This is a genomic window from Meiothermus sp., from assembly GCF_037443965.1.
Taxonomy (GTDB): domain Bacteria; phylum Deinococcota; class Deinococci; order Deinococcales; family Thermaceae; genus Meiothermus.
In genome coordinates, this window is the sequence record NZ_JBBINI010000002.1 from 165578 (window position 1) to 180269 (window position 14692).

Annotated in this window: 16 protein-coding genes; 9 read left to right on the top strand and 7 right to left on the bottom strand. The window is 60.3% G+C overall.

What is annotated here, in order from left to right; translation table 11 throughout:
* Window positions 1-163: 163 nt before the first annotated feature.
* Together rpsP and ffh are read right to left on the bottom strand one after the other, a co-directional pair.
* Window positions 164-409 carry a 30S ribosomal protein S16 gene (gene rpsP / locus WKI89_RS02285; protein WP_337867597.1) on the bottom strand — a complete coding sequence of 82 codons (246 nt, stop codon included), beginning with the start codon at window positions 407-409 and terminating at the stop codon, window positions 164-166.
* Window positions 410-496: 87 nt separating this feature from the next.
* Window positions 497-1801 (bottom strand): signal recognition particle protein, encoded by a 1305-nt coding sequence (gene ffh, locus WKI89_RS02290; protein ID WP_337867598.1) that lies wholly within the window; start codon window positions 1799-1801, stop codon window positions 497-499.
* A gap of 585 nt (window positions 1802-2386) precedes the next feature.
* On the opposite strand from ffh, the gene mgtE reads away from it, so the two are divergent.
* Window positions 2387-3748, top strand: a complete 1362-nt coding sequence (mgtE, locus tag WKI89_RS02295) for a magnesium transporter (protein WP_337867599.1) — start codon at window positions 2387-2389, stop codon at window positions 3746-3748.
* A gap of 190 nt (window positions 3749-3938) precedes the next feature.
* On the top strand, window positions 3939-4331 hold the full coding sequence (locus WKI89_RS02300) for an inorganic diphosphatase (RefSeq protein ID WP_337867600.1): 393 nt from the start codon (window positions 3939-3941) through the stop codon (window positions 4329-4331).
* Between the two features lie 11 nt (window positions 4332-4342).
* Here the strand turns inward: WKI89_RS02300 and WKI89_RS02305 are convergent, their stop codons facing one another.
* Genes WKI89_RS02305 through WKI89_RS02315 form a run of 3 tightly spaced genes read right to left on the bottom strand, consistent with a single transcriptional unit; the run spans window position 4343 to window position 6860 of the window.
* Window positions 4343-4894, bottom strand: a complete 552-nt coding sequence (locus tag WKI89_RS02305; protein WP_337867601.1) for a hypothetical protein — start codon at window positions 4892-4894, stop codon at window positions 4343-4345.
* Window positions 4895-4911: 17 nt separating this feature from the next.
* Complete coding sequence (locus tag WKI89_RS02310) at window positions 4912-6339, bottom strand: FAD-linked oxidase C-terminal domain-containing protein (protein ID WP_337867602.1); 1428 nt, start codon at window positions 6337-6339, stop codon at window positions 4912-4914.
* Window positions 6340-6362: 23 nt separating this feature from the next.
* Window positions 6363-6860 carry a hypothetical protein gene (locus tag WKI89_RS02315; protein WP_337867603.1) on the bottom strand — a complete coding sequence of 166 codons (498 nt, stop codon included), beginning with the start codon at window positions 6858-6860 and terminating at the stop codon, window positions 6363-6365.
* Window positions 6861-6975: 115 nt separating this feature from the next.
* Here WKI89_RS02315 and WKI89_RS02320 point away from each other — a divergent pair, with 115 nt between their 5' ends.
* On the top strand, window positions 6976-7434 hold the full coding sequence (locus tag WKI89_RS02320) for an EVE domain-containing protein (RefSeq protein WP_337867604.1): 459 nt from the start codon (window positions 6976-6978) through the stop codon (window positions 7432-7434).
* On the opposite strand, the gene WKI89_RS02325 is transcribed toward WKI89_RS02320, so the two are convergent.
* On the bottom strand, window positions 7409-8629 hold the full coding sequence (locus WKI89_RS02325) for a type II secretion system F family protein (protein WP_337867605.1): 1221 nt from the start codon (window positions 8627-8629) through the stop codon (window positions 7409-7411). The genes WKI89_RS02320 and WKI89_RS02325 overlap by 26 nt on opposite strands.
* Before the next feature lie 62 nt (window positions 8630-8691).
* Here WKI89_RS02325 and scpB point away from each other — a divergent pair, with 62 nt between their 5' ends.
* From scpB to WKI89_RS02340, 3 genes are all read left to right on the top strand, one after another.
* Window positions 8692-9216, top strand: a complete 525-nt coding sequence (gene scpB / locus WKI89_RS02330; RefSeq protein WP_337867606.1) for an SMC-Scp complex subunit ScpB — start codon at window positions 8692-8694, stop codon at window positions 9214-9216.
* A gap of 179 nt (window positions 9217-9395) precedes the next feature.
* Window positions 9396-10130 carry a 2-phosphosulfolactate phosphatase gene (locus WKI89_RS02335; protein WP_337867607.1) on the top strand — a complete coding sequence of 245 codons (735 nt, stop codon included), beginning with the start codon at window positions 9396-9398 and terminating at the stop codon, window positions 10128-10130.
* A 3-nt stretch (window positions 10131-10133) separates the two neighbouring features.
* The gene (locus WKI89_RS02340; protein WP_337867608.1) at window positions 10134-10868 is read left to right on the top strand and encodes a WecB/TagA/CpsF family glycosyltransferase; all 735 of its coding nucleotides are present in this window, start codon (window positions 10134-10136) and stop codon (window positions 10866-10868) included.
* A gap of 341 nt (window positions 10869-11209) precedes the next feature.
* Here the strand turns inward: WKI89_RS02340 and WKI89_RS02345 are convergent, their stop codons facing one another.
* A complete protein-coding gene (locus WKI89_RS02345; RefSeq protein ID WP_337867609.1) occupies window positions 11210-12283 on the bottom strand; it encodes a lipocalin family protein in 1074 nt (357 codons plus the stop codon).
* Between the two features lie 184 nt (window positions 12284-12467).
* Between WKI89_RS02345 and WKI89_RS02350 the strand changes: the two genes are divergently transcribed.
* The 3 genes from WKI89_RS02350 to WKI89_RS02360 form a co-directional block, all read left to right on the top strand.
* Window positions 12468-13229, top strand: coding sequence for a TatD family hydrolase (locus WKI89_RS02350; RefSeq protein WP_337867610.1), 762 nt, complete (start codon window positions 12468-12470; stop codon window positions 13227-13229).
* 39 nt (window positions 13230-13268) lie between these two features.
* Window positions 13269-13691: an HRDC domain-containing protein gene (locus WKI89_RS02355; protein ID WP_337867611.1), complete on the top strand. Its 423-nt coding sequence runs from the start codon at window positions 13269-13271 to the stop codon at window positions 13689-13691.
* Window positions 13692-14250: 559 nt separating this feature from the next.
* The coding region (locus tag WKI89_RS02360; RefSeq protein WP_337867612.1) for an OB-fold nucleic acid binding domain-containing protein at window positions 14251-14692 on the top strand (442 nt) is incomplete at its 3' end.

Below are 14692 nucleotides of genomic sequence, written 5' to 3' on the forward strand. Positions count from 1 at the left end.
CGCATTTCGGCAGTATCGTTCACCTTTGAAAGCCTAAACGATACTGCCGGAATGCACTCCCACTCCCTTCGGTCGGCTTGAACCCCTCACCTTTGATTACACCCAAAGGTGAAGGATTCAAGCGGAAACGGTATGAGCCTTCGGCTTTTGCCGGTGACAAGCGTTATGCGCCCGTGCTAGCCTGCTTGATCAGCTTCTTGACGGTGTCGGTGGGTTGGGCGCCCACGCCCAGCCAGTACTGCACCCGCTCCTGGTCGAGCTTGAGCCAGTCTTTGGTGGTCTTGCGGGGGTCGTAGTAGCCGAGGCGCTCGATATAACCCCCGTCGCGCTTGGCACGGCTGTCCACCACCACGATGCGGTAGTGCGGGTTAGCTTTGGAACCGAAACGAGAGAGGCGAATCTTGGTCATGTTTTTCTCCTTCTAGCTGTCTAACTTCTTCATGCGTTTTTTTGTTGAGCGGAGGCTTCTGAACCTCAGAACATCTCAACGTTAAACCTACCGTCTGAACAGTCCCTTCCCACCCCTTTGCTGCTGTTTGGCCAGGGTCTTCATCATCTGCTTGGTATCCTCGAAGGTTTTGATGAGGCGGTTGACCTCCTGCACGGTGGTTCCCGAGCCCGCCGCGATGCGCTTGCGGCGCGAGGCGTTGAGCACCCTGGGATCGCGGCGCTCTTTGGGTGTCATGGAGAGCACAATGGCCTCCATGCGGTTCACCTGCTTTTCGTCCACCGAGAAGCCTGGGGGCAGCATCCGCGACATCCCCGGAATCATCCCCAGGATTTCGGTGAAACTGCCCATCTTGCGCATCTGGCGCATCTGGGTGATGAGGTCTTCGAGGGTGATCTCTTTGAGGTCTTTCTGGGGGGCCTCGAGCTCGGCCAGCTTGGCTTTCTCCAGCAAGGTCTGCAGGTCGCCCATGCCCAGAATGCGCTGGGCCAGCCGGTCGGGGTAGAAAGGCTCCAAGCCCTCAATTTTTTCGGACACACCCGCAAAATAGATGGGTTTTCCCGTCACGTACCGGGCCGAAAGCGCAGCCCCACCCCTTGCGTCGCCATCGAGCTTGGTCAGAATCAGGCCCGAGACGCCGATGCGCTCATCGAAGGTCTTGGAGACGTTCAGGGCTTCCTGGCCGGTCATGCTATCCACTACCAGCAGGGTCTCGGAGGGCCCCAGCACCTGTTTGAGCCTGGCCAGCTCGTCCATCAGGGCCTGGTCAATTTGCAGACGGCCCGCAGTGTCCACAATCACCAGGTCGCGGTAGTCGAAGGTCAGTTGCTGTTGCAGCCGGGTGCGGGTGGTCTCGGGGCGCTCGTTATCGGCCACTTCCAGCACCGGCACCCCGATCTTCTCGCCCAGGATGCGCAACTGGTCGCGGGCCGCAGGGCGCTGGGTATCGGCGGCTACCAGCAAGGGGCGGCGGCCTTTGGACTTGTAGAAATGGGCCAGTTTGCCGGCAGAGGTGGTCTTGCCCGAGCCCTGCAAGCCCACCATGAACCACAGGTTGCCTTCGTTTTTGAGGACTGGCTGCTGGGCCTCGCCCCCCAGCATCTTCACCAGTTCCTCGTAGACCACCGTCAGGATCTGCTCCGCGGGAGTGAGGCTCTCCAGCACTGCCTGTCCCAGGGCTTTCTCCTGCACCGCTTGCACAAAGCCCTTGGCAACCTCGAAGTTGACATCGGCCTCCAGGAGCGACATACGAATCTCGCGCAAGGTCGCTTTGAGGTCGGCCTCGGTGATACGACCCCGCCCGCGCAGCTTGTCCACTGCGGCGCGGATGCGTTGGGTAAGGGTTTCAAACATAGTCTCAGTCTAACCTGCAAATGCCCAAGAAACCACTAAAGGCAATTTTGCGATTTTTGCCCCACTTCTTCGAGGCCGCCCGCTAGGTTAGCAGCAATGGATTGAGTGTGTCAATATCATATTTTTTGAGGAAGTGCTTGCCTTGATTGACCCTCGCAGCATTTCCCGGTTTTATGTGTTTTGGGCATCGTCTGGGCCTGTCGGGGTACTGGTTATTTTCTGATACCGGTTCCGCTTGAATCCTTCACCTTTGGGTGTAATCAAAGGTGAACAATACTGCCGGAATACGTACGAGAGAGCTGTCGAGCCAAGCCAAACGGCTCGAGCCTGCCACCCGCCAAGGCTCAAATTTGCTTGCCAGAAGCAGCCTCTAGTGCTACGCTACTTTAGGCTTTTTGCCTCAAGCAAGACATAGGGTCAAGCTACCAGGTATCAAGCCGCCCAGGAGGCACCGTGGAAGATCACAGTTCTAGTCGAAGATTTCGCCCGGTGTGCTCCCACACCGACTAATCCTCGACAAACCGTGTACCCTGCGGAGCTTCCTTCCAAGATTCGGCTCTGGCCGAAAACCGAAGGAGGCCGCACATGTACGACACCCAAACCCTCATCGGGCTAGAAGCACTCAAGAGCGCCCTCGAGGAGAGCGACGCCTTCAAGGTCAAGGCTGCGCTGGAAGAACTCTACCCCGCCCAGATTCTGGAGCACTGGTCGGAGTTTGCCCCCGAACACCACCTGCCCATCCTGACCCTGCTCTCCCCTGCCGATGCCGCGGAGGTTTTCAGCCACCTCGAGGAAACCGAGCAAGCCGAACTCTTGGAAGCCTTGCCCCCCTGGCGGGTCAAGGAGCTGCTGGAGGAACTCTCCCTCGACGACCTAGCCGACACCATCAATGCCGTCGAGGAAGAAAACCCCGCCCAGGCCGAGGCTTTGCTGCGCCAGCTCGACCCCGAGACCCGGGCCGAGGTGGAGGAGCTGACCGAATACGACGAGGACGAGGCCGGCGGCATCATGACCTCGGAGTACATCGCAGTGCGCGACGCCATGCGGGTAGAAGAGGTGTTCCGCTTTCTGCGGCGTGAAGCCCCCGACGCCGAGCAGATCTACGTGATCTACGTGGTGGATGCCGAGGAGCATCTGCAAGGGGTGCTCACCCTGCGCGACCTGATCGTGGCCGACCCCAAGACCCGTGTCGCCGAGATTATGAACCCCGACGTTATATTCGTACGCGACGACACCGACCAGGAAGAGGTGGCCCGCCTGATGGCCGACTACAACTTCACGGTGCTGCCGGTGGTGGACGAGGATAAGAAACTGGTGGGGATTGTCACCATTGACGACGTGGTGGACGTCATCCAGGAAGAGGCCACCGAGGACATCTACCGGCTGGGCGCGGTGGAGTCGCCCGAGCTGGTGTACAGCAAGTCCGGCGTCTGGGAGCTGTGGAGCGCTCGAGTGCGCTGGCTGATTATCCTGATCGTGACCGGCAGCATCACCAGTTCGATTCTGCAGGGGTTTGAATTGGTGCTCGAGGCCGTTACAGCCCTGGCCTTTTACGTGCCGGTGCTGGTGGGCACCGGGGGCAATACCGGCAACCAATCCAGCACCCTAATTGTGCGGGCGCTGGCCACCCGCGATGTGTCGCTGAGCGACTGGTTGCGTATCGCCCGCAAGGAGGTGGGGGTAGGAACCCTGTTGGGCCTAACCCTGGCGGCATTGCTGACCGTTAAGGTACTGATCGATGGTCAGGTGGGCTTGCTGTGGGTGGTAGGGATTTCGCTGGGTCTAGTGGTGTTGCTGGCCAACGTGGTGGGGGCTATGCTGCCGCTGCTGCTGCGCCGCTTGAAGCTCGACCCCGCCCTCATCTCCAACCCCCTGATTGCCACCGTCACCGATGTAACCGGTCTGGTGGTTTATCTGAGCGTAGCCCGCTGGTTGCTAAATTTGTGAGCGCCCAAACGGGTCTTCCATCGTGGGTGGCTCGTATCGTTCCCTCGGGGGAAAAGCTCGTAACCCCCAGCACAGCCTCTTTTTTTACTGCTCTCGCAGGCAACAAAATTTATACCGGTTCCGCTCGAATCCTCCACCTTTGGGTGTAATCAACGGTGAAGGGTTCGAGCCGACCGAAGGGAGAGGTGGTATGCGACTCGAGATGATTGTGGAGTGGAGCCTGGGGAGCCCTCGGCGCTTCGAGTGGGACGGCCAGAAGTTGGTTCCCTACGACCCCCCTTGGCAACCTGCGTGGGGCCTGCCCCCCGTGAACTATGGCCTGATTCCTGAATACTTCAACCCCGCCGACCAGGCCGCGCTGGATGCAATCTGGGCCAGTCGAGAACCAGTTGCGGCAGGAACGCGGCTCGAGGGCGAGGTACTGGGCATGGTCTGGGTCAAAGACGGTGACCACAAGATCATTCTGGGCCAGCCAGGCAGCCTGGAAGCCCTTGACCATGCGGGCCTTTACACCTGGTTTGTGGGCCGGCAACCCCGGTTTACCACGGCTGAGGAGGCCATTCAGTTCATTTTATCCCTATAGGTGTTTTGTTATCAGCGGTTTTCCAACGCCAGCCCGTTAAGCAGGTCAAAGAGCAGCAGCCAGGCCCCCTGCAGGGCAATCGCCCATCCCGCCCCCTGGCTGCGGGCATCGGGCTGCAAGGCCAGGAAAACACCCCCGGCGATGTAGAGCAGATCAATCCCGGCGTTGATGTAGAGCAGGTCGCGGAGGCTATCCTTGCTCGGCTCAGGCCCCAACAACCCCACCAGGGCGATGCCGGAGTTCACCGCCGCCCATACCGAGTTGGTGAGCCAGAACGAGCGCTGCCAGGGGTCATCGCTCGCGAGCCCAACCGTAGAGCCTACCAGGGTCCAGGGCACGCTCCAGGCCAGAAGGCGGGCGGAAACGGCCAGCCCCCGGTAGCCCTCCGGGGCCGGGCCAAAAAGCAGCCGATCCCAGGAGGGTCGTTCGGGCTGCTGGGCCTGTTCAAACGCGACCAGCGGTTCAGTCGTATAGGCCATCCCCACCGAAAAGGGGTTTTGCGCCTGGGCCAGCCCCACAAAAGCAAAGCAGGCCAGAAGTGAAAACCAGAGGCCTGTGCGCATGCCTCCAGCTTCGCTGCTCAGTGTTCCGGCAAGTGGGGCTCGGGCAACACTTTGCCGGGGTTCAGGCGGTTGTGTGGGTCGAAGGCGGCCTTGACCCGCCTTAAGGCCTCGAGGGTCTCGGGGTCTACCGCTTCGCTCATAAAGTCGCGCTTCATCAGGCCGATGCCGTGCTCACCGGAGAGCACGCCCCCATGCCGCAAGGCCACCCGGGCAATCTCGTGCAGGAGTTCCCAGACCTTCTCCTCGGAGTCCACCCTGGGGTCGTAGAGCACGTTGGGGTGCAGGTTGCCATCGCCGATGTGACCAAACTGCACCACCTGCAGGCCGTACTGCCGGCCTAGCGCCTCGATGGCCCGCACCACTTCGGGTAGGCTCGAGCGCGGTACGGCAATGTCCTCGTTCATGCGCTTGGGCTTGATGGCGCCAATCGCCGGCGAGATCGAGCGGCGGGCCTTCCAGAGGGCCTCGCTCTCGGCGGCATCCTGGGCGACCCGCACGGTGGCCCCGTGCTTCTGGCAGGCCTCAGCCACCCATTGCAGCTCCTCTTCCACAACGAGGGGATCGTTGCCGTCGGTGTCCACCAGCAAGATGGCCGCAGCCTCGCGGGGCAGGCCCAGCCGCAGGTAGTCTTCCACCGCGTTGATGCAGCCGTTGTCCACGAACTCGAGCTTGCTCGGCACCGCACCCGCTGCAATGGCTTCCGAGACCGCTTCGGCGGCCTGCCCCACCTCACCAAAGATAGCCATCAGGGTGCGGGTGTAGCGGGGGATGGGCTCCAAGCGCAGCCGGGCCTCGGTGATCAGGCCCAGCGTGCCTTCGGAGCCCACCAGCAGACCCACCAGGTCGTAGGCCTTACGTTCCACACGGTGCACCTGGCCGGCAAAGTCTACGAACTCGAGCGCCTCCACGTAATCGCCGGTCACACCCTTCTTGAAGCACATGGGCCCACCCGCATTCTCGGCCAGGTTGCCCCCGATGGTGCTGGTGCGAAAGGAGGCCGGGTCGGGGGGGTACCAGAGGCCATGGGGCCGGGCCCGCTCGCTAATTTGCTGGGTGACCACCCCCGGCTGCACGGTGGCGGTGCGGGCCTGGGGTTCGATGTGCAGCCCGGTCATGCGGGTAAAGGAGAGCACGATGGACTCCTGAACCGGAACCGCCCCCCCCGAGAGCCCGCTGGCCGCCCCCCGGGCCACGATGGGCAACCCCACCTGGTTGGCGAACCGCACCACCTCCACCACATCGGCGGTGCAGGTTGGCAGCACCACCAGGGCCGGGGTTACGCCCATGGCGATGCCGTCGTAGGAGTAGTTGCGCCGCTGGGCCAGCTCTAATAGCATCTTCTCCCGGCCCAGCCGCGCCTGCAATTCCTGGACGGACTGGGCAGGCTGGGTGTAGGTGGGGCGGGGCGAGGGCTTGAGGGGTTTTTTCCCGAGGTTGAGGGTCACACCTATAGCTTATCAGGGCGGCCTCAGGGGCAGTTGTCAATCACCGGAATACCGGGAAAGACCAGTCGGGCCGAGCTGCCGTTGGTGGCAAAAACGGTGAGCTCGAGGCGGGTGGCCCCAATCTGGCGGGGCTGGGGCACCGGGGTGACCACAATGCCCTGCGGCGCCACGCTCAAGGGGGCGGTGCCCTGGCTCAAAACCCAGTTAACCGTGATGCGGTTGTTCTGGTTGGTGTAACCACCGCTCTCGCGGTTCATGCTGAGGGTGTGGGTGGCCTGGCCGGTCACCTCGCCCACCAACCTTGAATCCCAGCGGGCAATCCGGGCAAAGTCGTTGTAGCGGAAGCTGTAGGTGAGGGTGGTGAGTTTGTTGTCGCAGATGTACGAGCGCCCGCTGGCATCGCGGAAGTTGCTCTCGTAGCGCAGGTCGGAGATGAGTAGCGCGTCGGAGGGGTTGGTGCCGATGGGGATGCAGCCTGCCAGCGCCGTTACCAGCATAGAGGCCAGGAACCATCTTTTCATGATTGAATCTTGGCTCGAGCACCCCCTACGCGCATGAAGACAGCCTAAATAGGGGTTTAGTTTGGTGACCTGAACAGCAAAATCTAAAGTCTGGCTAAAGATAAACTATCCCGGTATGAACTACTGGCTGCTTAAGTCCGAACCCGATGTATTTAGCATTGACGATCTAAAAAAACAAAAAACCACCCTCTGGGACGGCGTACGCAACTACCAGGCGCGCAACTTCCTAAAAGCTATGCAGGTAGGAGATCTGGCTTTTTTCTATCACTCCAGCACCGAGCCGCCCGGTATCGTGGGGCTGTGCAAGGTGCTCGAGACGGGCCTTGTTGACCCCAGCCAGTTCGACCCAAAGTCGCCCTATTTCGACCCCAGCAGCTCTGTCGAAAATCCGCGCTGGTGGACGGTGCGGGTGGGTTTCGTGGAAAAATTCGAGCGAACGCTCACACTGGATCTCCTGCGCAAAAACTTTAGCCCCGACGAGCTTATTTTGCTTCGCCGGGGCAACCGTTTGTCGGTCATGCCGGTGGCAGCCGAGGTCGCAGAGAAGATTACTGCGATGAGAGCGTCCCGATGATTTTGAAGAGCGGCAGGAACATCCCGGCCACAATCACACCCACAATAAAGCCCAGGAAGATAATCATGAGCGGCTCGATGGCGGCAGTCAGGGCGCTCACGGCTTCGTCCACCTCGCGCTCGTAGAAGTCGGCAATTTTTTGCAGCATGGTGTCCAGCGCTCCGGTCTCTTCCCCAATGGCGATCATCGAGCTGACCATGGGCGGGAAGACCTGCGGGTGGGCCTGGATGGTGGTGTGGACCGGCTCGCCGGACTGGATGGCGGTCTTGGTCTGCTCGAGGATATCTTCCACGATGGCGTTGCCTGCCGTACCTTTGGTGATGTCGAGGGCCTCGACGATGTTGACCCCGCTCGAGATCAGCAAACCGAAAGTACGCGAAAAGCGAGCCAGCGCGCTTTTCTTCATCAGGTTGCCGAACACTGGAAGCTTGAGCTTGATCTGGTCTACCTGATGGCGCCCTTTATCGGTTCGGTAGTAGGCCCGATAGGCAAAAAACAGTGCCACCACGATCAAAACTATAAAGATAGTGCCCTGGCGCAAAAAGTCCGAAATACCCATCAGCGCCCTTGTCAGGAGCGGCAGTTCGGAGCCCAGCCCGGTCAGGATTTGGGCGAACTGTGGCACGATGCCGGTCAAGAGGAAGTAGGTCACGCCCACCGCGAACACAAACACAATGGCCGGGTAGGTTAGGGCCGAGCGAATTTTACCAATCAGGGCCAGCTCGTTTTCCAAGAAGGTAGCCAGCCGATCCAGAATGGCATCCAGCGTACCCGAGGTCTCGCCCGCCCTCACTAGGTTGATGAAGAGGCGGCTAAAGAGCTTGTGTTTGACTAGGGCTTCGCTGAAGTTAGCGCCCCCCTCAACCTCGGTGCGAATTTCCTTGAGAATGGTCTGGAACTTTTTCTTCTCGGTTTGTTTCTCCAAAATTGCCAGGGCCTGCACAATCGGCAAACCCGCGTTCAGCATGGTGGCAAGCTGGCGGCTGAAGATGGCCAAGTCTTTGAGGCCGGGCTGAGGCTCGAGACCTGGAAGCTTAATTTCGGCCTGCAAGCCTTTCCCCGGCTCTTTTATTTCAGCGATGAACAAGCCTTTTTCACGCAAGTTGCGGGCTGCCGTGCGCATATCCTCAGCTTCGATGACGGCATTAACCAACCGCCCCTGTCTATCCCTGGCCTTATATTGATAGGTTGGCATACTCACTCTAGTATAGCCTCAGGAAGGCAATGCGTTGGTGAAATAACCACACCCCTGTCTTTATGGACACCCAGACCCTCAAAGCCCAGATTTTAGCCGTATTGTTTGCTGCTGGCAGGCCCCTAGCCCTGGGCGACCTCAGTCCCCTGGGCACGGAAGATGCGCTGCTGCGGGCCATTGTGGCCCTCGAGCACGACCTGAGCGACGGCACATCGGGGGTGCAGCTCGAGCGGGTGGCCGGCGGCTGGCGGCTGGTGGTGCATCCCCTGCACCTGACGGCGGTCGAGCAGGTGTTGCGCCCCACTCCGCCCCGAATCTCCAAGGCAGCCCTCGAGGTGCTGGCTCTGCTGGCCTACCAGCAACCCCTGACCCGGGCCGAACTGGAAGCCCTGCGGGGCAAAAGCGTGGAAGGCGTGCTGGATGGACTGCTGGAGCGGCAACTGGTGCAGGTGGTGGGCGAGAAAGAGGCGGTAGGGCGACCCAAGCTTTTTGGAACCACCGATCGGTTTTTGGAGCTGTTTGGCCTGGAAAGCCTGGCCGACCTGCCCCCACTGGGGGAAGGGCCGGTGCTGTTGCTTCGAAGCTAAGCCAACCTCTACCCAAAAAGAGAAATCGAGGCCCCTGATACTCGTTCGCGCCCGGTGGAATTCCGCCCAACCAATATGGCATTTTGTGACCGCAATCACACCCCAGCAGGCTTGCCCCACAGACTTCGTTATAATGCCGCAGGACAGACGCGTTACGCGTTGATGGAGGGCTTTACTTCGTGACGATTCGGGTAGATTTGGTTCCCAAACCCCCCTACGCCCATGCGGTGCTTACAGTGGATGTCTTTTATGGCAGTGCAGTTGGGCTTTTGTTGGCTGCTGGAGCCAAAGAGGTATGGGTTGCCAAAAGTGTGCGCGCAGCCCGGATTCTGGCCGAGGACAGCGGCTTGTTAATGGGCGAGGAAGAAGGTCTCCCACCCGAGGGCTTCCACTACGGCGTCTCGCTGCAAGCCTTGAGCAAACTTGATTTTGCAGGAAAAACCTGTGTGCTGCTGGCTAGAGCCCTGGCCGAATCGCTCGAGCAGCAGCCCCTGGGAAGTGCACTGGCCTATTTCCGAAACGCTAAACAGGCTATTCGGTACGCGGTAGAGCAGCAAATTGACACCGTGGTAGCTGCAACCCAGGCCCGGCTCGAGCCCAGCCTGGCCAACACCGTAGCGGCAGGCTTTATCGCCAAACGCCTGCACCAGGCCTTGGGTCAGTGGGGCAGCCTGCAGGAGGGCGCACGGCTGGCCGCCACCCTGCTCAAATCCTTCCCCGACCCCCAGGAATCGCTGGTTCAGTCAGATCTGGGCAAGCAACTCTACCGAGCAGGCCGCAGCGAAGACCTAGCCCTGGCCAGTTTGGTCAGCGTGGAGAACCCACTGCCCCGGTTGAAGCAGGTACGGGTGCTCGAGGCCCAGCAGTACGGCCTGACCAAAGACCGCTTTGGTTTTTGCTTTCAAGCGGGGTAGGCCATGCTGCGCGTAGAGATTCTGGGAACGCCCGTGGATTTGGTAAACCTGGAGCAGACCCTGGACTGGATCGCAGAGAAGATCTCCCACCCCCAGCCCCACTGTTCTCAGATCATCACCACCAACCCTGAGGCGGTGGTGCGGGCCCAGACCGACCCCGCCCTGAAAAAAGCCCTGCAAGAGTGTGAGCTCATTACCGCCGACGGGGTGGGCATTGTCTGGGCTGTAGACCTGCTCACCCCACACAAGCTCAAAGACCGGGTGCCGGGCTCGGAAATCCTGCCCGCTGCCTTTGAGCGCTTCGGCCCGCGACTCAGGGTCTATTTTCTGGGAGCGGCTCCGGGGGTGGCCCAGCGGGCCGCCGAGGCTGCCAGAACCCGCTGGAACATCCAGGTATGCGGTGTGCAGGATGGCTATTTCACGGACGAAGCAGCCGTGGTTCAAGCCATCCGGCAAGCCCAGCCCGACCTGCTGGTCGTGGGGATGGGCGAGCGACAAGACACCTTCATCCACCGCCACAAAGCCGTCCTGGGGGCCAAGGTCGCCATTGGAGTTGGTGGCATGATTGACGTGCTGGCCGGGGAGGTCCGTCGGGCGCCACGCTGGGCCCAGCGACTCAAGATCGAGTGGCTGGTGCGCATTGCCACAGACCCCAAACGCTGGGGCCGGTTTCCCCGGTTGCTTCAGTTCGTGCGTCTGGTTTGGGCCAGCAAACTGCGGCGACCATCCGGCGTCTGATGCCAGATCTTTAAATCCGGCATGATACCAACACTACGCATGAGCGGCGCATCAAGCCTCAGTCAAGGTCATTCCTTGAGACAACCGATACCTCCGCTTCGGCAGGCAGAGCCTAAAGCCGGGATGGGCTCTTGGTCACTTCGTACGATGTGTTGCCAGGAACCGCTGCCGCTTGCCGTGCCCGACAGGTTCCGACTCTACCGGATTTTCCAGCGGCCAGGCTTAAGCTGCGCCTGCGTAGATTGGCAAAACCAGCGGGATCGGCAAGGCGTGCCTGACGCAATTCCCCACTGATCTTTGGGGATCGGATCTCGCATTTCAACTATGGGACACTTATCTGATTAGCGCTGCTGGGTGGGGAAAGGGTTCCAAAAGTTGCCTGGAGGGTTGTAGGGCCCGGCAACAAACTCCCCCATGCCCTTGGCCTGCACACCCTGGCCCTGCCAGGTGCCGCTGCCGGCAACCGGGCCTTCCCAGTAGGCCACGCGGGTCGAGGCGGTGAGGAGTTCCTGATCCTGGCGCAGGGGCCCCAGGCGCAGACTGAGCCCTTCTGCCTCTATTTGCCAGGACAGGGTATAGCTACGTCCACTGGGCGAGGTCCAGCTTTCCAGGGGGGTCATCTCGAGGTTTGCAAGTTCCTGAACCCGCCCCTGGGGGTCGGTGGCACTGGCGGCAAGCTGTACAACCTCACCCTTGCTGTTCTTCACACGGTAGAGCATCAGGTCTACCCCATTGGAAAGGTGCAGGCCAAACCAGTCCCACAAAGCGCCGAGTGCGGTGGCATCGCCGCCCTGGGCACCAATCTGGTCACCCCACTGGTGATCCATCCAGGCCTCCCCCCGCACCGGCTTACCGGCGATCACCCCCTCCAGGGCCATACGGGTAAAGGAGACGTAGTACATGCGCCCGGTTTCCGGAGTGCCGGAGTAGCCCGGCGGATGTACAACGGCGGGTTTGAGCGGGGTCAGGCGAACCTGGATGGGGCCTGCGGAGAGCCGGTAGGTGTTGCCCTCTTGCACCAAGCTCCAGTCGCCTTGCTCGAGGCGCAAAGGTGGATACTGCACCAGGCTATCCCCCCAGGGACGATCGAAGCGGAAGTCGAAACGCTCCTCGAATAGTTTCTTGTTGGCGCGAAGGTCGGTAACGGCGATGTGCGATGCATGGTAGGGGCCGGGAAAGAACAGGGCCGGGTTGAGGATGCCAACCTGCGCGTTTTGCGGGGCATAGGCTTTGAACAGCGCCCAGTGAAAGGCCAGCCCCTCATCGGGAAGGTAGCCCGAAACGTACCACCACTCCAGGGGTGCGTTGTTGGGCCCCCAGTTGTTGGGGCTCGGAACCCGGTTGGGGTCAACCGCCTGCAGGGTGGGCAGGCAACCCACTAGCACCACTGACAAGGCAATCAACCACAGCCGCATACCGCCAGTGTATGTAGGTTCGGCAAGACGGGGCTGTAAGCTGCGCCATAAAACCTTAGAGGCCGAACATTGGGATGGCATCACCCCAAACCCATGCCAGACAGGTTCCCGTGAAAACCATCAGGTGGGTAGACCCAGGCCAGCTTGAAGATAAAAGCGTAGAATCGAAACCGCCTTTCGCACCATGACCGACACCCACTGCCACCTAGATTTCATGGAACCCGAGGAAGCCCAGGCCGCTATCGCGGCCTCGAGGGAATTCCAGGCCATTCTGACCATCGGCACCAACCCCGAGCGTAACCGTAAGGCGCTGGCCATCGCCCAGGCCAACCCCCATATCTGGGCGGCGGTGGGGTTGCATCCGACCGAGGCCAACCTGCTCTCCCCTGAACTCGAGGCCGACCTGCAAAACCTGGCCTTACACCCCCGGGTACGGGCCATTGGCGAGACCGGGCTGGACTTCTACTGGACGCCCGAAACAAAAGATGCCCAGTACCTGGCCCTGGATTTCCAACACCGCCTGGCCCAGAATCTGGGTCTGCCCCTGATCTTCCACGTTCGCAGCAAGGACGGCGACCCGGCCGAGGTTGAAATTGCCGACTGGCTCAAGCAGCACAGACCCTCCAAGTTTGTGCTGCACGCCTATGGGGGACACCTAAAGCTCCTGGAGGTGGGGCTGGAACTCGGGGCCTTCTTTGGTTTGGCGGGGCCCCTCACCTACAAAAAGAACACGGCTCTGCGCGAGGCTGTCCAGCAGATTCCACTGGACCGCTTGCTGGTAGAAACCGACGCGCCTTTTCTACCCCCCGAACCCCACCGAGGCCAACGCAACCACCCGGCGCTGGCCCGGTTTACCCTGGCCAAACTGGCCGAGATTTTGGGCATAAGCCAGCAGGAGATGGAGAAAATTACCGACCAGAACGCCCAGGTGTGTTTTGGGTTCTGACCCAAGCCCCGCTTTTAGGCCCTGCGGTAAGCTATAGCCATGCAGTGCCAGACCTTTACGCTTCGGCTGGACAACGCCAAAGACCTCGAGCGGCTCAACCAGTTTTTGACCCAGGTGATGCCCATCCAGGTATCCAGCAGCCTGGTTGCAGGCAACACACCTTTCTGGAGCGTACTGGTTTTTTACGAGGGCGAGGCTCAAAAAGTGACCAAGTCCAGCCCGTCGGTAAAAGCGGCCGAACCCCTTGGCAGCCCGGCTTTCGAGGCGCTTCGCAAATGGCGCAGTCAAAAAGCCAAAGAGGAGGGGGTTCCGCCCTACGTGATCGCCACCAATGCCGAAATGCAGTCCATTCTGGATCGCCAGCCCCAAAACCTGGAGGAACTGGGCCAGATCAAGGGTTTTGGCAAGGCCAAAGCCGCCAAGTATGGACGGGAAATCCTGCAACTCCTGAGCAAGCTCTGATACCGGTTCCGCATGAACCCTGCACGTTTGGATGTAATCAAAGGTGAGGGGTTCAAGCCGACCGAAGGAAGTGGGAGGGCATTCCGGCAGCATCGTTCACTTTTGAAAGGCTAAACGATATTGACGGAATGCGTATAAACCGTCAGTTCGGAGATAGAAAAGCAGAATAAACCTGTGTGGCACGGCTGACTCACGCTAAAGCCTCCCCTAAGCGGTAGGAGTGGACTTTACGATGCCGTTAGGCTGATTGACGGGTTTTCAACCTTCGGCTCAGCTTTTCAACTTGTTGGATAACTTCAAACTGACGTTATGAAAGAAGTTTCCATAATCGAAACTGTGTGCGGAAAATAGCAGGCTTACCACCTCGAGTCGAAGCCAACCGCTGGAAGGGTTGCGTCGTTTGGCTTGACCAAGTGAGATTTGGCACGTAAGATGCTGGGCAGGATGTTGCGGACGGACGATAATTCATAAAGGGGGCGAGATTTCGACCCCCGATACCTTGCTGTATCGGGGGTTTTTTATTGAGCCCAGCCGCCGCCAAACTTTTTTAGGAGATCGCATGTCCAGAACCCTCGCCAGCCAAATCGCCCAGCATGTGGGTCAGACCGTTACCCTACTAGGCTTCTTACATTGGAAGCGCGACCTGGGCGGTATTCAATTTGCCCTTCTTCGCGACCGCAGCGGCATTGTACAGGTAGTGGTGGATAAGCGGTTCGAGCTACCCATCGCCGAGTCCTCGATGCGCGTGGTGGGCCAGGTGGTGGCCAATGCCAAAGCGCCAGGCGGCCACGAGGTGGTCGCCCAGGACATCGAGTTCTACGCCAAAGCCAGCGAGCCCAGCCCCATCGAGATTCCCAAGGAAGAATGGCGGGCTAATCCCGAGACGCTTCTAGAGTACCGTTATGTGAGCCTGCGCGGAGAAAAAGCCCGGGCTCCCCTCAAGATTCAAGCGGCCCTGGTGCGGGGTTTTCGCAACTACCTGGACAGTCAGGGCTTCACCG